Here is a 20292-nt window from a genome sequence, read left to right on the forward strand (position 1 = left end):
TGATCTCCGCGCCCGCCCCTCTGCCGTGGGGGTATGCGCGTCAGGCGAGCAGTTCCACCTCCGCGAGCGTCGCCTCGCCGTCGAGGACCAGGCGGTAGTGCGCGTACGAGCCCGGGTCCGCGACCGTGAACGCCCGGGTCTGCTTGTCCCAGGTGAAGGACTCGCCGGAGCGCTTGTCGAGGTCGGTCCACCGGCTGCCGTCGGACGAGCCCTGCAGGACCCAGCCGGCCGGAGCCAACGCGCGGTCCGACGAGCACGTCAGGGTGTACTGAACTCCCTTGGTGGCGTCGGAAGTCGGCAGATCCACGGACGTGACGGTCGCGTCCGTCGCCGACGTGTTGTCGAAGAGCGCGCCGTCTCCCTTGAGGGCGTCCGTGCGGGGCGAGGGCACCTTGTCGTCCCGCGTGATCGACACGGGCGCCGCGTTCTTGCCGGTGCCCCAGCCGGACGGCTTGGCACCCATGTCGAACTCCAGCACTCCACCACGCGATATGAGCGAGTGCGGGAGCGAAGTCGACGTCCACTTCTTGCCGTTGACCTTCAGGCCCTGCACGTACACGTTCTTCGCGTTGTTCTTGGGCGCCTTGACGACCAGGTCCTTGCCGTTCTCCAGGTGGACCGTCGCCTTGGTGAACAGCGGCGAGCCGATGGCGTATTCGCCGCTGCCCATCACCAGCGGGTAGAAGCCGAGCGAGGAGAAGAGGTACCAGGCCGACTGCTCGCCGTTGTCCTCGTCGCCGTGGTAACCCTGCCCGATCTCGCTGCCGGTGTAGAGGCGGGAGAGGACCTCGCGGACGTTCTTCTGGGTCTTCCAGGGCTGGCCCGTCGCGTCGTACATGTAATTCACGTGGTGGGCCACCTGGTTGGAGTGCCCGTACATGCCCATCCGTACGTCGCGGGCCTCGGTCATCTCATGGATGACCCCGCCGTACGAGCCCACGAAGTCGGGCGAGGCCGTCTCGGGCGTCGCGAAGTACGCGTCGAGCTTCTGTGCCAGCCCGCTCCGGCCGCCGTACAGGTTGGCGAGTCCCCGCGAGTCCTGCGGCGCCGTGAACGCGTAGCCCCAGCCGTTCGTCTCGGTGTAGTCGTAGCCCCACACACGCGGGTCGTACTTCGACGACTCGACCCGCCAGTCGCCCTTGCCGTCGCGGCCCTGGAAGAAGCCGGCCTTGGAGTCGAAGAGGTTCACGTAGTCCTGGGCACGGTTGAGGAAGTAGTCCGACTCCTCCTTGTAGCGCTTCTTGCCCGTCTTCTTGTAGAGCGCCCGGCCCATCTCCGCGATGCCGTAGTCGTTGACGTATCCCTCCATGGCCCACGACAGGCCCTCACTCGTGTCCGTGCTGGTGTAGCCGAGGAAGGGAGAGGTCGACATGCCCTTGCGGCCCACGCCCGATGCGGGCGGGACGACGGTCGCGTTCTTCAGGGCCGCGGCGTACGCCGACTCCGCGTCGAAGTCGACCCCCTTCACATAGGCGTCCGCGAACGCCACGTCCGACGAGGTGCCGGTCATCAGGTCCGCGTAACCCGGCGAGGACCAGCGTGAGGTCCAGCCGCCGTCCTTGTACTGCTGCACGAACCCGTCGACCATCTCGCCCGCCTGACTGGGTGTCAGCAATGAGTACGCCGGCCAGGTCGTCCGGTAGGTGTCCCAGAAGCCGTTGTTGACGTACACCTTGCCGTCGACGATCTTCGCGCCCGTATGGGTCGGGGTGTCCGGGCTCGGCATCGGTGAGAACGGCGACGCGTACTGGTACTTCGAATCGACCTTCTCGAAGCCGGAGTTGGGGTACAGGTATAGCCGGTACATGCTGGAGTAGAGCGTGGTCAGCTGGTCCGGAGTCGCGCCCTCGACCTCGACCTTGCCGAGCAGCCTGTCCCACTGCTTCTGCGCCCGGTCCTTCACCGTGCCGAAGGACGTGCCGTCGGGAATCTCCTGACGGAGGTTGTCCTTGGCCTGGTCGATGCTGATGAGCGAGGTGGCGAGGCGCAGGGTGACGGTGTGGTCGGTGCCCGCCTTGAACTTCAGGTACCCCTTGACCCCCGACGAGCTCCCGTCCGTGACCGGCGCGTCGAACACCCCGTACACGAAGAGCCGTGTCGCCCCCGTCGACAGCCCGGACTTCACATCCGAGTATCCGGTGACGATCCCGTTCTCCTTGTCGAGCGTCAGCCCCGCCTGCTCGGTGACGTTGTCGAAGACCACGCTCGCGTCGTCACCGGGGTAGGTGAACCTCAACGAGGCCGCATGGTCCGTCGGCGCCATCTCCGCCTTGAGCCCGTTCTCGAACGTGACCCCGTAGTAGTACGGGCGCGTGGTCTCCTTCTCGTGCCGGAAGGCGAGCTCGCGGGCCTCCCGGCCGGTGTCCGGGGTGCCCGACGCGGCGGACGGCATCACCTGGAAGGTCTGCCGGTCCCCCATCCAGGGGCTGGGCTCATGGCTCGCGCTGAACGCCTGGATCGTGGGCAGATTGTCCGAGTTGTTTGCGCGTGCGTAGTCGTACAGCCAGCTCAGTGAGCCCGCGTTGGTCACCGGCGTCCAGAAATTGAAGCCGTGCGGGACGGCCGTCGCCGGGAAGTTGTTGCCGCGCGAGAAGCCGCCGCTGGAGTTGGTGCCGCGGATGGTCGACGCGTAGTCGGACAGATGGGCCTTCGGCTTCTCGGGCTGCTTCACGTGCAGCGAGACGTCGTCCAGCCAGCCGCGGAACTTCGCGGGACCCTTCGGCGAGTCGTACGCCAGCAGGATCCGGTCCACGGTTTTGCCGGCCGCGACCGAACCGATCCGCGAGGCCACGTTGTTCCACTGATTGACGTACAGCACCTTGGCCGCGCCCTGCCCCTGCGGCGTCAGCGCGAAGCCGTGCTGGTCCGTCGCGCGGAGGTCACTGAGGTAGCTGCCGTCGGTGAAGACCAGGTCCACCGCCACGTTCGTGGCGTCGTAGTCCCGGTCGCCGTCCGCCATGGACGGGAAGATCCGGTACGACAGCTCGGTGTCCCGCTCGACGGCCACGTTCACGTCGAAGACCTTGTTGTACGAGTAGGCCCGGCCGTCCGGTTTGTGTGTACCGGCGTAGCGCAGCGCCCGCTTGCCCGTGAAGCCCGCGCCCGCCTTCGCGGTGGGCGAGCCGCTCGGGCCGCGGTCCACCAGCGAGAGCATGTCCTTGGGCGTCGGGTCGTCGCTCTGGCCCGTCGAGAACTGCACGTCGGCCAGCTGGAGGATGTCGCCGCCGTTGTTCTTCGTGACATCGAGCCGGAAGTGCTGGTACTCGACGGGGCCCGCGATGTCGTACGACTTCGTCTGGAACCGCTCGCCGAAGGACTCGCCGGAGCGGGTGTCGAGGGTCTTCCAGTCCTTGCCGTCCGTGGAGCCCTGGAGGGTCCAGTCCTGCGGGTCGCGCTCGTCGTGGTCGTTGGCCGAAGTAAGCGCGTACGTGACGACCTTGACCGGGGCGTCCAGGTCGAACTCCGCCCAGCCGGTGGGCTCGAAGGTCAGCCACTTGGTGCTCGACTCGCCGTCGACGAGGTTCTCCTTCACCTCGCCCGCGCCGGTGTTCTCGCCGCTGGCGCGGACGTCGGTGACGTGGTCGGTGACATTGCCGGGGATGCCGGTGCTGTATCCGCCGTCGACGCCGGACGATCTTTTGGTGCCGTCTGGCGCTGTATCGACCGTATTGAGCCAGTCCGGAGCGGGATCACCCGATTCGAAGGAGGAGGCGAACTCACGGTCCTTGGCCGCCGCTTGGGCGGGCAGGGCGACCGCCACGCCCTGCGAGGCGACAACCAGAGAAAGCGCTGCCACCCCCATGACCGTTGAGGAACCCCATCCGAACCGAGCGATAGAACTCTGTCTGTGCCGAGCTCTGTGCTGCATGTGCGAGCACCCTCCCTGCGCTTGGACAACGTTGTCAACTTTGCTGCGCAAGGACCATTTGGGCGCCAAGTTGTCAGCGATGTCAAGGGTGTTGGGTGGGGCGTCCGGGGTGAATGCCGCACGACGAGCTGCGCATTACTCCCAATGCGGGAGGTTGGCCCCCTGTCGATCTTCGCCGGAGCCGTGCACGGGCGTCCCATATTTCCGCGAGGTCTCAACTCGGAAAAGACCCACCGGCAAACCTGCATTCGATCTTGCTCCGTTGGCGGGAAGTGGACTATACCTGTCGGCGTCTGCCAAGCCGTTCGACGGCCGTGGACTGGCAGGACCCAGGGGGGAAATCGGGAGGCAGCGGACCGTGTCACATACACCTACCGTCGCGTCGTCCCACTGAATCCCCCACGCACGACCCCAGCTTGACCTAACCGCGGTGCCGGGGAGGATCCGGTTCACCGCCTGAGTCCTGGAGAAGGCGAGGACTTGAGCATGGGATCCACTTCCGCCGAGAACAGCAACCCCGAGGGTGTCGGCCGCCGTGATCTGATCAAGCGGTCTGCGGCACTCGGCCTGATCTCCGTACCGACGATGAGCTTCCTGTCCGCGTGTGCGAGCGGCGGAGGCGATGACAACAACTCCGGCGACAAGGGCACCGGCAAGACCAGCAAGACCAACCCCTTCGGCCTGGAGAAGGGCGGCAAGCTCGAAGTCGTCGTCTTCAAGGGTGGTTACGGCGACGACTACGCCAAGGCCTGGGAAGCCGCCTTCGACAAGAAGTGGGGCACCACCACCGCCCACACCGGTACCCAGGAGATCACCGGCAAGCTCCAGCCCCGCTTCAACGGCGGCAACCCGCCGGACGTCGTCGACGACTCCGGCGCCCAGCAGATCAAGCTGGACGTGCTCTACAAGAACGGCAACCTGCTCGACCTGGCTCCGGTGCTCGACGCGCCGTCCATCGACGACCCGAGCAAGAAGGTCCGCGACACCCTGATCCCCGGCACGCTCGACCCGGGCCTGCAGGGCGGCAAGGTCGTGGCCCTCAACTACATCTACACGGTGTGGGGTCTGTGGTACTCCGGCAAGCTCTTCAAGGAGAAGGGCTGGGAGGTTCCGAAGACCTGGGACGACTTCCTCGCGATCTGCAAGGACGCCAAGTCGCAGGGCATCGGCGGCCTTGCCCACCAGGGCAAGTACCCGTACTACATCAACGTCGCCATCATGGACCTGATCGCCAAGAAGGGCGGTCTGGACGCCATGAAGGCGATCGACAACCTCGACCCCAAGGCGTTCGTCGGCAGCGACGCCGCCCAGGCGGCCATCGACGCGATCTACGAGGTCGTCGAGAAGGGCTACCTGATGTCCGGCACCAACGGCCTGACCCACACCGAGTCGCAGACCCGCTGGAACCAGTACAAGGCCGCGTTCATCACCTGTGGTTCCTGGCTGGAGAACGAGCAGCTCAAGCAGACCCCCTCCGACTTCGACATGAAGTTCATGCCGATGCCCGGCCTGCCGGACAGCAAGCTGCCGTTCGAGGCGATCCGGGCCGGCTCGGGCGAGCCCTTCATCATCCCCGCGAAGGCCGCCAACCTGCCCCAGGCCAAGGAGTTCATGCGCTCCATGCTCTCCAAGGAGTGGTCGACGCTCTTCGCGCAGAAGGCCAACTCGCTCACCATCCTCAAGGACGGCGTGAGTGAGGGCGTGCAGCTGCGCCCCGGCACGCAGTCCACCGTCGACGCCTCCAAGGCGGCGGGCGACAACACCTTCAACTACCTCTACCCCAACTGGTACAGCGAGATGGACGTCTCCATTCAGAACGCGTCCAATGAGCTGATGTCCAAGCGAATTCAGCCGAAGGAATGGCTGAAGCGGGCCCAGGCGGCCGTCGACAAGGCGGCCAAGGACCCGGCGTCCAAGAAGAACCACCGCGACTGATCACGCACACCCGGAACACCAGGGTTCGCACACCCGGAACACCAGGGGCAGGATGCCATGCGAAAAGGGCAGTACCGGTTCGTCGCGGGGTTTCTCCTCGCACCTTTGGCGCTGTATCTGATCTTCGTGATCTGGCCGTACATACAGACCATCGGCTACTCGTTCACCGACTGGCAGGGCCAGTCGCAGACGTTCAGTTTCGTCGGCCTGGACAATTACAAGGCGCTGTTCCAGGACGACGTATTCCTGAAGGCGATCTGGCACAACATCCTGTTCCTGGTGTTCATCCCGGTGATCACCATCCTGCTCGCCCTCTTCTTCGCCTTCATGGTGAATGCGGGCGGGCGGGGCGGCGCCGGCGGTGTGTCGGGCGTGGCGGGATCCCGCTTCTACAAGATCGTCTACTTCTTCCCGCAGGTCCTGTCGCTCGCGATCGTCGCGGTGCTCTTCGGAGCGCTCTACCGCAGTGACAGCGGCGGTCTGCTCAACGGCCTGCTGATCAAACTGGGCCTGGTCGACGCGAACAATCCCATCGAGTGGATGAACGAGCCCAATCTGGTGCTCTGGTGCCTGATGGCGGTGGTCGTCTGGCACGGCGTCGGCTTCTATCTGGTGCTGTTCTCCGCCGCCATGCAGTCCATCCCGAGGGACATCTACGAGGCCGCCCTGCTCGACGGCGCGAGCCGCACCCACACGTTCTTCCGCGTCACGCTGCCGCTGCTGTGGGACACCGTGCAGACCGCCTGGGTCTATCTCGGCATCATCGCGATGGACATGTTCGTGCTCGTCTCGACCATGACCCAGGGAACCGGGTACGGCGGTGGACCCGACCACCACAGCGAGGTCATGGCGAACGTCATGATGCGCAACTTCCTCTACTACGGAAAGAGCGGCTACGCCTGCGCCATGGGCGTCATCATGCTCCTCCTCACCCTGATCCTGTCCGTGGTCACGCTGCGCGCCACCCGCCGCGAGCGCATCGAGTTCTGAGCGGGAGACAGACGACTATGAGCGCACCCATCACGGAGCCGACGAAGGTCGACGGCGACGGAGTACCTCCCCAGCGAACGGTCAAGAAGGCCCCGCCACGCCCGGGCGACCGCCGCACCGAGGGCCTGACCCTCAATGTCTTCTCGCACGGATTCCTCATCCTGTGGTCCGTGCTGATCATCCTGCCGCTGCTGTGGCTGATCCTGAGCTCCTTCAAGACCGACGCGCAGATCGGCGGATCGGCCCTGGGCTGGCCCTCGAACTGGCAGCTGGACGTCTTCAGCAGGGCCTGGAACAAGGGCATCGGCGACTACTTCGCGAACACCCTCATCGTGCTGGTGTTCTCGGTCCCGCTGACCATGCTCTTCGGCTCGATGGCGGCGTACGTGCTGGCCCGCTACGAGTTCCCGGGCAACCGGCTCATCTACTACTTCTTCGTCGGCGGGGCGATGTTCCCGGTCTTCCTCGCCCTCGTCCCGCTGTTCTTCATGGTCAAACGTCTCGACATGTTGAACACGTACCAGGGTCTGATCCTGGTGTACGTCGCCTACTCGATGCCGTTCACCGTGTTCTTCATGCACGCCTTCTTCCGCACGCTGCCCACCGCGGTCTTCGAGGCGGCCGTGCTCGACGGGGCGTCGCACACCCGGGCGTTCTTCCAGGTCATGCTCCCGATGGCCAAGCCCGGTCTGCTGAGCGTCGGCATCTTCAACGTGCTGGGCCAGTGGAATCAGTACATCCTGCCGTCCGTCCTGATGCAGCCACAGAACAGTTCGGATCCGGAACGCTACGTTCTTACCCAGGGACTCATCCAGCTCCAGCAACAGCAGGGGTACGCCACCGACCTCCCCGTCCTCTTCGCGGGCGTGACGATCGCGATGATCCCCATGCTCGTCGTGTACCTCTCCTTCCAGCGCCAGGTCCAGGCGGGGCTCACCTCGGCGACGCTCAAGTAGGGCCCCGACCGGCCCTTCCGGCCGGGTACCGCTCGGTCGCCGCTGTGTGCAACGGCGGCCGGGCGGACAGCGGTACGACCCGCGGACGCGGTATCCGGATCACGCCCCCGCTCTCCGGTGCAGCCGCCTGTCCACCCTTCCGGCGCCTCAGTGGACGCGGTATCCACCGCGCGGCAGCACCGGCCTCGCACGCCGCGTCCTCGACTCGCGGGGTGGCCACAGGCCCCGGTACGAACGGGGCCACAGGCCCGCCCACCCGCCATCGCGCACCCCTCAGCGGTTCTCCGCATCGCCCGTCGGTCTGGGCCCGGTATGGCGGTGTGGCACTCGGGATTGCTTCCACTGTCGTCGGTGCGGCCTCGCTGGGCCTGCCGATGTCGTCGCCGGGGTCGACGTGCGTGATCGCGCACGCTCGGCGTGGGTGTCCGTCGCCGCACCGGCACCCGCACCTCCTCCCGCGTGACGAGAGGGCGCGTGGCCGCGACCTGTGACCGTCATGTCGTAGGGGGCGGTCGGGAGCGCGACGAGGGGTGAACGATCGAGACGGCGGGCTTGATCATTCACGGCCGAGAAGTCGACAACTTGTAGCTGATCCACGTATGACCTGGGTCACAGGTAGCGAGGTGGCCCTCTGCCGGTAGGGACGCGCGGTCCGGGGCTGGGCTGTGGCGGACCCGCGGGCTCCGGCAACGAAGCGTGCCGGTCCACGCCCGGAGCTCAGCCCGTACATGTGTGCTCATCCGCGCTCGATCCAGCTCAACCTCTTGACGGGAGCTAACCCAAACAGCTCAGCTTAGAGTTCACTAGTTGGACATAGGCGGGGCCTCATCGTGGCGGCCTCGTACGCGGGAGGTCGTCGTGGAGACTCCGGGGTCGCAGTCGTCGCTGCACCGAGCCAATCTGGAGCGCGTCGTACGTGCGGTGCGCCTTGCCGGTTCGCTCACGCAGGCGGAGATCGCGAGGACGACGGGCCTGTCCGCCGCGACCGTTTCCAATATCGTCCGCGAGCTCAAGGACGGCGGAACGGTCGAGGTCACACCCACTTCGGCGGGCGGCCGCAGGGCCCGTAGCGTCAGCCTGAGCGGCGACGCCGGCATCGTCATCGGTGTCGACTTCGGGCACACGCATTTGCGCGTCGCGGTCGGGAATCTCGCCCACCAGGTGCTGGCCGAGGAGTCCGAGCCGCTGGATGTGGACGCCTCCGCCGCGCAAGGCTTCGACCGGGCTGAAGAGCTGGTCAGCCGCCTGATCGCGGCGACCGGGGTCGACCGGTCCAAGATCGCGGGTGTGGGGCTCGGCGTGCCCGGCCCGATCGACGTGGAGTCGGGGACCCTAGGGTCCACCGCCATCCTGCCGGGCTGGACCGGCGCGAAGCCCGCCGAGGAGCTGCGGGGGCGGCTCGGCGTGCCCGTGCACGTGGACAACGACGCCAACCTGGGCGCGCTCGGCGAGATGGTCTGGGGGAGTGGGCGCGGGGTCAAGGACCTGGCATACATCAAGGTCGCAAGCGGTGTCGGCGCGGGTCTGGTGATCGACGGCAAGATCTACCGCGGGCCCGGCGGCACCGCGGGAGAAATCGGCCATATCACCCTTGATGAATCCGGCCCCGTCTGCCGCTGTGGCAACCGGGGTTGTCTGGAGACCTTTGCCGCGGCGCGCTATGTGCTGCCGCTCCTTCAATCCAGTCACGGCACCGATCTGACCATGGACGGCGTGGTCAGGCTGGCGCGGGACGGAGATCCGGGCTGTCGTCGGGTGATCGCCGACGTCGGTCGCCATATCGGCAGCGGAGTCGCGAATCTCTGCAATTTGCTGAACCCGAGCCGGGTGGTCCTCGGCGGCGATCTCGCCGAGGCCGGGGAACTGGTTCTCGGGCCCATCAGGGAGTCGGTCGGCCGCTACGCGATCCCCAGCGCCGCACGTCAACTCACGGTGTTGCCAGGGGCGCTGGGTGGCCGTGCGGAGGTCCTCGGGGCGCTCGCTCTCGCCCTCAGCGAGATGGGCGATTCGACCCTTTTGGACGGATCGCTGTCTGCTGCCGCCCCTGCCTTCACTTAGAGAACGCATGGCACCGTTGCCATCTCGTTAAGTATTTACTTCTTGACGTCGTACGTGTGGCCGAGTTGACTTCCAGCCACCTCGGCCGCAACGACGCGGCCTCGTCAGGGAGGTTTCTGAAGTGAACACGCGTATGCGTCGTGCCGCCGTTGCCGTTGCCGCTGGTGCGATGGCCGTCTCGCTGGCCGCCTGTGGCAGTGCCAAGGAGTCCGGCGACAAGAGCGACAACTCCAGCTCTGCCAAGAAGGGCGACGCGATCAAGGTCGGTCTGCTCCTTCCCGAGAACCAGACCGCGCGTTACGAGAAGTTCGACAAGCCCCTGATCGAGAAGAAGATCAAGGAGCTGACGAACAACAAGGGCGAGGTCGTCTACGCCAACGCCAAGCAGGACGCCAGCACGCAGAACCAGCAGGTCGACACGATGATCACCAACAAGGTGGACGTGCTGATCGTGGACGCTGTGGACGCTGCCGCCATCAAGAACTCGGTTCAGAAGGCCAAGGACCAGGGCATCCCGGTCGTCGCCTACGACCGTCTCGCGCAGGGCCCGATCGACGCGTACACCTCGTTCGACAACAAGACCGTCGGCAAGACGCAGGGCGAGGCTCTCCTCAAGGCGCTCGGCTCCAAGGCCAAGAGCGGCAAGATCGTCATGATGAACGGGTCGGTCACCGACCCGAACGCCGCGCAGTTCAAGGCCGGCGCCCACGAGGTGCTCGACGGCAAGGTGAACATCGGCAAGGAGTACGACACCAAGGAGTGGAAGCCGGAGAACGCCAACTCCAACATGGAGGGCGCCATCTCCGCCCTCGGCAAGAAGAACGTCGTCGGTGTCTACTCCGCCAACGACGGCATGGCCGGCGGTATCATCACCGCCCTGAAGGCCGCGGGCATCTCCGTCCCGGTCACCGGCCAGGACGCCGAACTCGCGGGTGTGCAGCGCATCGTCGCCGGTACGCAGTACATGAGCGTCTACAAGCCGTACGCCCCCGAGGCCGACGCCGCCGCCGAGATGGCCGTCGCGCTCGCCCAGGGCAAGTCGCTCGACACGATCGCCAAGGACAAGGTCGACAGCCCGACCAACAAGGCGATCCCGTCGGTGCTCGTCGCGGTCACCTCGCTGACCAAGGACAACATCAAGGACACCGTCATCAAGGACGGCGTCTACACGGTCAGCGACATCTGCACCGCCGCGTACAAGGCCGACTGCGACAAGATCGGTCTGAAGTAAGCCACCGCAAGTCTCTATCCATGTACGGGAATTCGTTCTTGAATTCCCGTACGGGACTTGCGTACTGAGCCCCTCCGGCGCCCCGCATCAACAGCCCCGCAAGCTACGCGGGGCGCCGGACGGTACACCCCCTCCACAAACTTCTGCACAACCTCCCGCCGGGTCAGGCGGCGAAGGAGATGGTTCACGTGTCCGCTACGCCTGTCCTGGCGTTGCGCGGGGTCTCCAAGCGATTCGGTGCCGTCCAGGCGCTCACCGATGTAGAGCTTGAGGTCCACGCCGGTGAAGTGGTCGCCCTGGTGGGCGACAACGGCGCCGGAAAGTCCACGCTGGTCAAGACGATCGCCGGCGTGCACCCCATCGATGAAGGCGCCATCGAGTGGGACGGCAAGTCCGTCCAGATCAACAGGCCGCACGACGCGCAGGCGCTGGGCATCGCGACCGTCTACCAGGACCTCGCGCTGTGCGACAACATCGACGTCGTCGGCAACCTCTACCTGGGCCGCGAGCTGAAGAAGCGCGGTGTCCTGGACGAGGTCGAGATGGAGCGCCGCTCCCGCGAACTGCTGGACACGCTGTCCATCCGCATCCCCAGCGTCCGTATCCCGATCGCCTCACTCTCCGGCGGTCAGCGCCAGACGGTGGCGATCGCCCGTTCGATGCTCGGCGAGCCCAAGCTCGTCATCCTCGACGAGCCCACCGCGGCCCTCGGTGTCGAGCAGACCGCCCAGGTCCTGGACCTGGTCGAGCGGCTGCGCGAGCGCGGCCACGCGGTCATCCTCATCAGCCACAACATGGCCGATGTGAAGGCAGTGGCCGACAAGGTCGCCGTCCTGCGCCTGGGGCGCAACAACGGCGTCTTCGAGGTCAAGTCGACCTCCCAGGAAGAGATCATCTCCGCCATCACGGGCGCCACGGAGAACGCCGTGACCCGTCGTGCGGCGCGCAGCAATGGGGAGGCTCAGAAGTGAGCATCGACAAGACCTCCGCCACCCCCGACGAGCACGTCGTGGAGAACCCCGAGGCGGCGCACGACGCGGTCACCGCGGTCGACCCCCGGCTGCTGGTCCGCGAAGAGGGCCTCAAGGGCTATGTCGCCGAGTTCAAGCGGAAGATGAAGTCCGGCGACCTGGGCTCCCTTCCCGTCGTCATCGGCCTGATCATCATCTGGGCGATCTTCGCCAGCCTGAACTCGAACTTCCTCACCGCGGGCAACCTGTCCGACATCTCCGTCGCCATGGTCGGCACGGGCATGATCGCCGTCGGCATCGTCTTCGTGCTGCTGCTCGGCGAGATCGACCTGTCGGTCGGTTCGGTCTCCGGTGTCGCGGGCGCCGCCTTCGCGGTGCTGAATGTCACGCACGGCATGAACGAGTGGCTGGCCTTCGTGCTGGCCATCCTCACCGGCACGGTCGCCGGTGCGATCCACGGCTTCGTGTTCGCGCGCATCGGTGTGCCGGCCTTCGCCGTCACGCTGGCGGGTCTGCTGTTCTGGAACGGCTTCATGCTCCAGATCCTCGGCAGCAACGGCACCATCAACCTGGACAGCGAAGGCGTCGTCGCCAAGCTGACCAGCTACTACTTCACCGATGTGGCCGCCGCCTACGCGCTCGCGATCGTCGTGACCGCTGTGTACTTCCTCACCTCGTACTTCGGCAACCGCCGCCGCGAGGCCGCCGGTGTGCCGTCGGCGCCGCTGGGCGAGACCATCGCGCGCACCGTGCTCCTGGCGGTCCTCGCCTTCGCCGTGGCGATCATCTACAACCAGTACAAGGGTCTGCCGCTGGCCGTGGTGATCTTCATCGCGGTGCTGCTGCTCACGGACTTCCTGCTGCGCCGTACCTCGTACGGGCGCAAGATCTTCGCACTCGGCGGCAGCGTCGAGGCCTCCCGGCGTGCGGGCATAAACGTGGAGATGGTCCGGATCTCGGTCTTCGCGATCTCCGGTACCTTCGCCGCGATCGGTGGTCTGTTCATCGCCTCGAAGATCGCCTCCGCCAACCAGGGCGCGGGCGCCGGTGACCTCCTGATGAACGCCATCGCGGCGGCCGTCATCGGTGGCACCAGCCTCTTCGGTGGCCGTGGCCGCACCTGGAACGCGCTGCTCGGTGTCCTCGTGATCGTCTCGATCCAGTACGGCCTCGCCCTGGAGGGCATCGCCTCTCCGGTCCAGTACATGATCACCGGTGGTGTGCTTCTCGCCACGGTCGTCATCGACGCCGTCACCCGTAAGACCCAGAAGACGGCAGGCCGCGCCTAGCGGTCCGGCCCCTTCCGGCCCTGGACGAAGTGCCCGGTACCAATGGCGGTACCGGGCACTTCCATGTCCGCACCCGGGGCCTTCCCCGTCCGTGAACGGGGGTGCGTACGGCCGTGAAGGGAACGTGCGTATGGATGATTTACGGCCGAACGCGCGACGTACAAGGCGGAGCCCGGACGTCGCCGTGAAAGGCGGAACATTAGACTCGACAGACCCGGCAAAGCCAGAACAGCTCTATTGCAAGGAGGCACGGGTGCCGCTGCTGACCCGCATCAGGGGACCGCGCGATCTGGACCGGCTCAGCCTGGAGCAGCTGGACCAGCTGGCCGGCGAGATCAGGACCTTTCTCGTCGAAGCGGTCTCCAAGACAGGCGGCCACCTCGGCCCCAACCTCGGTGTCGTGGAGCTCACCATCGCCCTGCACCGCGTCTTCGAGTCGCCCAAGGACAAGGTGCTGTGGGACACGGGTCACCAGTCCTACGTCCACAAGCTCCTCACCGGCCGTCAGGACTTCTCGAAGCTGAAGATGAAGGGCGGCCTGTCCGGCTACCCCTCGCAGGCCGAGTCCGAGCACGACGTCATCGAGAACTCGCATGCCTCCACGGTCCTCGGCTGGGCCGACGGCCTCGCGAAGGCCAACCAGGTGCGCGGCCGGAGCGACCACGTCGTCGCCGTCATCGGTGACGGCGCCCTCACCGGCGGCATGGCCTGGGAGGCGCTCAACAACATCGCCGACGCCAAGGACCGCCCCCTGGTCATCGTCGTCAACGACAACGAGCGTTCGTACGCCCCCACCATCGGCGGCCTCGCCAACCACCTGGCGACCCTGCGCACCACGGACGGCTACGAGCGCTTCCTGGCCCGCGGCAAGGACCTGCTGGAGCGCACCCCGGTCGTCGGCAGGCCCCTCTACGAGACCCTGCACGGCGCCAAGAAGGGCCTGAAGGACTTCATCGCCCCGCAGGGCATGTTCGAGGACCTGGGCCTGAAGTACGTCGGCCCGATCGACGGCCACGACATCGAGGCTCTGGAGTCGGCGCTCGCCCGTGCCAAACGCTTCGGCGGCCCGGTGATCGTGCACTGCCTCACCGAGAAGGGCCGTGGCTACCAGCCCGCCCTGCAGGACGAGGCGGACCGCTTCCACGGCATCGGCCCCATTCACCCCGACACGGGCCTGCCCATCAAGGCCTCGGGTGCCGACTGGACCTCCGTCTTCGGCGACGAGATGGTCGAGCTCGGCAAGGAGCGCAAGGACATCGTCGCGATCACGGCGGCGATGCTGCAGCCGGTCGGCCTGAAGAAGTTCGCGGACGCCTTCCCGAACCGCATCTACGACGTCGGTATCGCCGAGCAGCACGGCGCCGTCTCCGCGGCGGGCCTCGCCACCGGCGGACTGCACCCCGTCTTCGCCGTCTACGCGACCTTCCTCAACCGCGCCTTCGACCAGGTGCTGATGGACGTGGCCCTGCACAAGTGCGGTGTCACCTTCGTGCTGGACCGGGCGGGCGTCACCGGCACCGACGGCGCTTCGCACAACGGCATGTGGGACATGTCGATCCTTCAGATCGTGCCGGGCCTCAGGCTCGCCGCGCCGCGCGACGCCGACCAGGTCCGCGCCCAGCTGCGCGAGGCCGTCGAGGTGAAGGACGCGCCGACCGTGGTCCGCTTCTCCAAGGGCGCGGTCGGTCCGGCCGTGCCCGCCGTGGGCCGCATCGGCGGCATGGACGTGCTGCGCGCCCCGGGCTCCAACGTGCCCGACGTGCTGCTCGTCTCCGTCGGCGCGCTCGCCCCGATGTGCCTGGAGATCGCCGACCTCCTGGACAAGCAGGGCATCTCCACGACCGTCGTCGACCCGCGCTGGGTCAAGCCGGTGGACGAGGCGATGGCCCCGCTCGCCGAGCAGCACCGGGTGGTCGTCACCGTCGAGGACAACTCCCGTGTCGGCGGCGTCGGTTCGACGATCGCGCAGGCCCTGCGCGACGCGGGCGTCGACATCCCGCTGCGCGACTTCGGCATCCCGCCGCGCTTCCTCGACCACGCCTCCCGCAAGGAGGTCATGGCGGAGATCGGCCTGACCGCGCCGGACATCGCCCGCCAGGTCACCGGCCTCGTCGCCAAGCTCGACGGGCGCTTCGACCGCACGACGGCGCAGGCCGTGGACTCGGTGGAACCCGCGCGCGACTGACGAACTCCTCGGGTCCGAAGGGCCGGTTTCCGCACCCTGTACGGGTGGTGAAACCGGCCCTTTCGCGTGAATCCACTCATCTCGGGGCATACGCAGCACCAGCCCCCTCGATCATGTCGAGGACGACGAGCGTGGGAGGTACGGTCGTGAGCAGCACCCTCTTCAGAACGAAGAAGGTCGAACAGTCGATCTTGGACACTGAGGAGCCGGAGCACGCACTCAAGAAGTCGCTGTCCGCTCTGGATCTCACCGTCTTCGGCGTCGGTGTCATCATCGGCACCGGCATCTTCGTCCTCACCGGCAAGGTCGCCAAGGAGAACGCGGGCCCTGCGGTTTCCCTGGCCTTCGTCGTGGCCGGCGTCGTCTGCGCCCTCGCAGCGCTCTGCTACGCGGAGTTCGCCTCCACGGTCCCGGTGGCCGGATCCGCGTACACGTTCTCCTACGCCTCCCTCGGCGAACTGCCCGCCTGGACCATCGGCTGGGACCTGGTCCTGGAGTTCGCGCTCGGCACGGCGGTGGTCGCCGTCGGCTGGTCCGGCTACATCCGCTCGCTCCTGGACAACGCGGGCTGGCACATGCCGGCGTCGCTGAGCGGCCGGGAGGGTGCCACGGGGTTCGGCTTCGACATCCTGGCCGCGGCCCTGGTGCTGGTGCTCACCGTGATCCTCGTGCTCGGCATGAAGCTGTCCGCGCGCGTCACCGAGGTCGTCGTCGCCATCAAGGTGACCGTCGTCCTCATTGTGATCATCGCGGGTGCCTTCTTCGTCAATTCCTCCAACTACAAGCCGTTCATCCCGACGGCCCACGCGGTCGAGGCTGCCGGCACCCTCAAGGCGCCGCTCATCCAGTTGATGTTCGGCTGGGCGCCGTCCAACTACGGTGTGATGGGCATCTTCACCGCCGCCTCCGTGGTCTTTTTCGCCTTCATCGGCTTCGACGTCGTGGCCACCGCCGCCGAGGAGACCAAGAACCCGCAGCGGGACATGCCGCGCGGCATCCTCGGCTCGCTGTTCATCTGCACCGTGCTGTACGTCGCCGTGGCGATCGTGGTGACCGGGATGCAGCACTACAGCGAGCTGTCCGTGGACGCTCCGCTCGCCGATGCCTTCAAGGCCATCGGGCACCCCTGGTACGCGGGCGTGATCAGCTTCGGCGCCGCCGTCGGCCTGACCACCGTCTGCATGATCCTGCTCCTCGGCCAGACCCGGGTGTTCTTCGCGATGAGCCGTGACGGACTGCTGCCGCGCTTCTTCTCACGCGTCCACCCCCGCTTCAAGACCCCCCACCGGCCGACCATCCTGCTCGGTGCGGTGATCGCGATCCTCGCGGGCTTCACCAGCCTCAGCGAACTCGCCGAACTGGTGAACATCGGCACGCTCTTCGCTTTCGTCGTCGTCGCCATCGGCGTGGTCATCCTCCGGCGTACCCGCCCGGACCTGCACCGCTCCTTCCGCACACCGTGGGTGCCGTTCCTCCCGATCGTGTCCGTCCTCGCCACGCTGTGGCTGATGCTGAACCTGCCCGCCGAGACCTGGCTCCGGTTCGCCATCTGGATGGTGATCGGCTTCTTCGTCTACTTCCTGTACGGGCGTTCGCACAGCCGCCTGGGCCGTCAACAGGAGACGACGGTGGGCCAGGTACTGAAGCCGCCGGGCCGGGACGCCGAGTAATCGGCCCGGTTGATGCTCCGGACCCGTATGTCCCGCTTCGGTCGAGACTGCGGGGCCGGATAGCGTGCACCGTATGCTCGCCGAGCTCCTGGGATCACCACGTTCCGTAGCCGAGTCGCGAGGATCGGGCCGCGGCTACTGGATACGGCTGCTGCCCGTCCTCGCGGTGCTGGTCTGTCTCACCCGTGCCCCCTCCTTCGTACGACCGCTGTGGAACCCGGACGAGGGCTATCTCGCCGTACAGGCGCGGCTGCTGGCGAACGGGGGAGAGCTGTACGAGACGGTCGTGGACCGCAAGCCACCGCTCGTGCCGTGGCTGTACGAGGCGGCGTTCGCGGTGTGCGGCTCCGGCTCGCTCACCTCGGTACGGGTCCTCGCGGTGGTGGCTCAGCTGTCGACCGCCGTGCTGCTGGCGTCCCTGGCCCGGCGCCGCTGGGGCGCGGCGGCCGGGCCTACGGCGGGCGTGCTGTATCTGCTGGCCTCCATCGGGCTCAACCCCGAGGACGCGCAGGCCGCGACCTTCGAGGTCTTCATGTTGCCGTGCACGACCGCGGCGATGTGGTGCGCCGACCGGCGCCGCTGGGGTGCGGCAGGGCTCGCCGTCGCGTGCGCGCTGCTGGCGAAGCAGACGGGTGGGGCGGTGCTGGTGCCGGTGGTGTGGCTGCTGTGGCGGTCCGCGGCGGCGCCCCGAAGCGCCCTGGTCCGGCTGGGAGTTGGGCTGACCGTTCCCGTACTGAGCGCGGCGCTGGTCACCGACCCGGCGGGGTTCCTGTTCTGGACGGTCACCGGTTCGAGCGCGTACGCCTCCTTCGCCGGCTCCGAACTCCACGTCCTGGTACGAGGGTTGGTCAACACCGGGATCCTGGCGGTGGCCTGCGCGGGGCTCATCCCTCCGGTCGTACGGGTGCTGCGCATCGCCCGCACGGGATCGGCGGAGCTGTGGCTCTGGCTGGTCTCGTCCGCGGTGGCCGTGCTGCTCGGCTTCCACTTCTTCGGCCACTACTACCTGCAGCTCATCCCGCCGGTGGCCTTGCTGGCGACGGCCGCGCTGCAGATCCTGCCTCGCGAGCGGCTGGTGACCGCGCTGCTCACCTCGGCGTGCTGCTGCACCCTGTTCCTTGCCTGGGGGCTGCTCGCACCGCGGCCCGAACTGGCCCATGCGCAGCGTCTCGCGGCGGCCCTCGGGCAACGCACCACACCCGCCGACCGGGTCCTGGTGTGGGGTATACACCCGGAGACGTACTGGCTGGCCGGCCGCACCCCCGCCACCCGCTATCTCACCGCCGGTCTGCTCACCAACTACAGCGGTGGGCGCGACGGCCCGCAGGTCGGCGAGAAGTACGCCGTCGGGGGCGCCTGGCCGGTGTTCCGGCAGGAGATGAGCGCGCACACCCCCGCCCTGGTCGTGGACGACTCCCGCGGCAAGCCGTACGCCCCCGACCGCGTTCCGAGCCTGCGCCGCCTGCTGGCGGCACGCTACGAGGAGGTGGGGAGGGTCGACGGGGCGGTGCTGTATGCCCGGGTGCCGGGAGAGTGAGAGCCTGTGTCTGAATCCCGGTCGGATCAGCGCCCGTCGTCTGGTGCGTGCGATCGCAAGGCGCCGGAAGGTCCTCGCAGCGGAGCTACTGGGGCCTTTCGGCAACGCGGCGAGCGTGCGTGCCAGACGGCGGGCGTCCGGCCGGGGTTCAGACACAGGCTCTGCGGAGCGCGGGCTGCTCCGGTCAGCCCAGTACGGCGCGCGGGCCGGTGACCTGGGCGCCCAGTTCCGCCACCCGGCGCCGCAGCTCGCGGTCGGCCGTCACGACCAGGCAGGGGCGGTCGCCGGCCGCCGCCGTGAGTTCCACGATGAGGTCGTCGCCGCTGCCGGACGCCTCCTCCACGCGCACCCCGGGCACGGAGGCCGCGCCCCGGGCCGCGCCCTCGACCACCAGGATCAGCTCCAGCGGCCCGGCCAGGCCGCCCGCTCCGGACCGCGCGAACGGCACCAGCCGGTCCCGCAGGCGTTCGGCGGCGGCGCGGCGGTCGCGCCACCAGCCGTCGGGCACGGACCCGACGACGTTCGCGCCGTCCACGACAAGTAGTGGCAGGGGAGTGGCCGGGGGCGTGCCGCCCGGGGTGTCTCGGTCGTCCGCGTCGTCCGCCATGCCCTCAGGTTGTCACAGGGGCGGTCGCCCAGCGGCGTGTGATCTCGCTGACGGCGGTGGCCGCGCGCTCGGCGGGCGGTCCGTCGACGCGCACCTCGGGGGCGAACTCGACGTGCAGGAACGGCACGTGTGCGGCGTCGGCGGCGCGGCCCTCCATGTTCTCCTCGCCCTCCAGCGGGCAGTTCCGCACCCAGGCCCGGCACACGCGGAAGCCGTGCGTGCGCAGGGCGTCGGCCAGACTGCGGCCGTCCGCTCGGCCCGCCGTTCCGGCACCGGTGGAGGCGACCACGTCGTAGCCGGGGGCGGAGGAGGCAGCCATGCCGTGCAGCTGGACCCCGGGCATCCCACGGCGGAGCAGCTCGGCGCAGATGGCGTAGAAGACGGTATCCCGGCGGTGCGCCATGTCCGCGGAGTTCCCACGTCCGGCTTTGCGATGTGCTCCCGCGATCACGAGAACGCCGCCGGGGGAGTCGCGCAGAACCCGGACGCCCAGCTGCTCGGTGCCGTGGTCGGCGACCGGGTGCGGGATCTGCACCGACCAGCGCGGACGGTGGTCCAGGTCCATATAGACCCGGCCCCAGCCGCGCGGCGTCACGGCGTCGTCGGTGCGGTCGGCCACTTCGGTGTAGTCGTGTTTGGAGACCCGGTCGAACACGGTGCGCACCGTGAAGTCGCGTTGAGAAAGCAATCGTTTCGCTTGCTCGCGGTGGCCGTCGACGAGCAGGCCGACGGCCTCGGCGATGGCCGTACGGTCCGCTCGGCCGGGCTGCCGGTAGCCGTGGTCCGGGCCGAAGCGGCTGGTGTAGTCCTCGACCTCGCGCGCCAGGTCGACCTGCGGGGCACCCGCGCCGGAACGGGGGCCGGGAGCGGCCTCACCCCCGTCGCGAGTGGCGCGGAGCACAGCGGTCAGCCCGCCGGCCAGACCAGCGACAACCAGCAGAAGTGTCGCGATCGTTATGATGCGTGGGCGAGTGGCTCTCATGGTTGTATCAAGA

General features: G+C 67.7%; 13 protein-coding genes. 10 read left to right on the forward strand and 3 right to left on the reverse strand.

Annotated features, from left to right (window positions below; genetic code table 11):
• Positions 1-40: 40 nt before the first annotated feature.
• Entirely contained in the window at positions 41-3802 is a 3762-nt protein-coding gene (locus tag OG390_RS38990) for a GH92 family glycosyl hydrolase (RefSeq protein WP_406174505.1), read from the reverse strand.
• Between the two features lie 552 nt (positions 3803-4354).
• On the opposite strand from OG390_RS38990, the gene ngcE reads away from it, so the two are divergent.
• The 10 genes from ngcE to OG390_RS39040 all read left to right on the forward strand — a co-directional run bounded on the left by ngcE (position 4355) and on the right by OG390_RS39040 (position 18690).
• Positions 4355-5803 (forward strand): N-acetylglucosamine/diacetylchitobiose ABC transporter substrate-binding protein, encoded by a 1449-nt coding sequence (ngcE, locus tag OG390_RS38995; RefSeq protein WP_406174506.1) that lies wholly within the window; start codon positions 4355-4357, stop codon positions 5801-5803.
• Between the two features lie 57 nt (positions 5804-5860).
• A complete protein-coding gene (locus OG390_RS39000; protein ID WP_399084948.1) occupies positions 5861-6793 on the forward strand; it encodes a carbohydrate ABC transporter permease in 933 nt (310 codons plus the stop codon).
• Positions 6794-6810: 17 nt separating this feature from the next.
• A complete protein-coding gene (locus OG390_RS39005) occupies positions 6811-7749 on the forward strand; it encodes a carbohydrate ABC transporter permease (protein WP_406174508.1) in 939 nt (312 codons plus the stop codon).
• An 858-nt stretch (positions 7750-8607) separates the two neighbouring features.
• Positions 8608-9807, forward strand: a complete 1200-nt coding sequence (locus OG390_RS39010; protein WP_406174510.1) for an ROK family protein — start codon at positions 8608-8610, stop codon at positions 9805-9807.
• A 133-nt stretch (positions 9808-9940) separates the two neighbouring features.
• The gene (locus tag OG390_RS39015; RefSeq protein WP_406178127.1) at positions 9941-11038 is read left to right on the forward strand and encodes a substrate-binding domain-containing protein; all 1098 of its coding nucleotides are present in this window, start codon (positions 9941-9943) and stop codon (positions 11036-11038) included.
• 179 nt (positions 11039-11217) lie between these two features.
• Complete coding sequence (locus OG390_RS39020; RefSeq protein WP_406174512.1) at positions 11218-12009, forward strand: ATP-binding cassette domain-containing protein; 792 nt, start codon at positions 11218-11220, stop codon at positions 12007-12009.
• Positions 12006-13298: a sugar ABC transporter permease gene (locus tag OG390_RS39025; RefSeq protein ID WP_406174514.1), complete on the forward strand. Its 1293-nt coding sequence runs from the start codon at positions 12006-12008 to the stop codon at positions 13296-13298. Before OG390_RS39020 ends, OG390_RS39025 begins: the two co-directional genes overlap by 4 nt.
• Before the next feature lie 253 nt (positions 13299-13551).
• Positions 13552-15483 carry a 1-deoxy-D-xylulose-5-phosphate synthase gene (gene dxs / locus OG390_RS39030; protein WP_406174515.1) on the forward strand — a complete coding sequence of 644 codons (1932 nt, stop codon included), beginning with the start codon at positions 13552-13554 and terminating at the stop codon, positions 15481-15483.
• A 146-nt stretch (positions 15484-15629) separates the two neighbouring features.
• Positions 15630-17153 carry an amino acid permease gene (locus OG390_RS39035; RefSeq protein WP_406174517.1) on the forward strand — a complete coding sequence of 508 codons (1524 nt, stop codon included), beginning with the start codon at positions 15630-15632 and terminating at the stop codon, positions 17151-17153.
• Positions 17154-17226: 73 nt separating this feature from the next.
• Positions 17227-18690 carry an ArnT family glycosyltransferase gene (locus tag OG390_RS39040; RefSeq protein WP_406174519.1) on the forward strand — a complete coding sequence of 488 codons (1464 nt, stop codon included), beginning with the start codon at positions 17227-17229 and terminating at the stop codon, positions 18688-18690.
• A gap of 184 nt (positions 18691-18874) precedes the next feature.
• Here the strand turns inward: OG390_RS39040 and OG390_RS39045 are convergent, their stop codons facing one another.
• Complete coding sequence (locus tag OG390_RS39045) at positions 18875-19297, reverse strand: NTP pyrophosphohydrolase (protein ID WP_406174521.1); 423 nt, start codon at positions 19295-19297, stop codon at positions 18875-18877.
• 4 nt (positions 19298-19301) lie between these two features.
• A complete protein-coding gene (locus OG390_RS39050; RefSeq protein WP_406174522.1) occupies positions 19302-20279 on the reverse strand; it encodes a hypothetical protein in 978 nt (325 codons plus the stop codon).
• Between the last annotated feature and the right edge of the window lie 13 nt (positions 20280-20292).

Source organism: Streptomyces sp. NBC_00996 (assembly GCF_045162675.1).
In the GTDB taxonomy this organism is placed as follows: domain Bacteria; phylum Actinomycetota; class Actinomycetes; order Streptomycetales; family Streptomycetaceae; genus Streptomyces.

Coding starts and splice junctions, on each gene's coding strand:
- OG390_RS38990 (WP_406174505.1), bottom strand. CDS start 3,802: ATGGGGGTGGCAGCGCTTTCTCTGGTTGTCGCCTCGCAGGGCGTGGCG.
- ngcE (WP_406174506.1), top strand. CDS start 4,355: ATGGGATCCACTTCCGCCGAGAACAGCAACCCCGAGGGTGTCGGCCGC.
- OG390_RS39000 (WP_399084948.1), top strand. CDS start 5,861: ATGCGAAAAGGGCAGTACCGGTTCGTCGCGGGGTTTCTCCTCGCACCT.
- OG390_RS39005 (WP_406174508.1), top strand. CDS start 6,811: ATGAGCGCACCCATCACGGAGCCGACGAAGGTCGACGGCGACGGAGTA.
- OG390_RS39015 (WP_406178127.1), top strand. CDS start 9,941: ATGCGTCGTGCCGCCGTTGCCGTTGCCGCTGGTGCGATGGCCGTCTCG.
- OG390_RS39020 (WP_406174512.1), top strand. CDS start 11,218: ATGGTTCACGTGTCCGCTACGCCTGTCCTGGCGTTGCGCGGGGTCTCC.
- OG390_RS39040 (WP_406174519.1), top strand. CDS start 17,227: ATGCTCGCCGAGCTCCTGGGATCACCACGTTCCGTAGCCGAGTCGCGA.
- OG390_RS39045 (WP_406174521.1), bottom strand. CDS start 19,297: ATGGCGGACGACGCGGACGACCGAGACACCCCGGGCGGCACGCCCCCG.
- OG390_RS39050 (WP_406174522.1), bottom strand. CDS start 20,279: ATGAGAGCCACTCGCCCACGCATCATAACGATCGCGACACTTCTGCTG.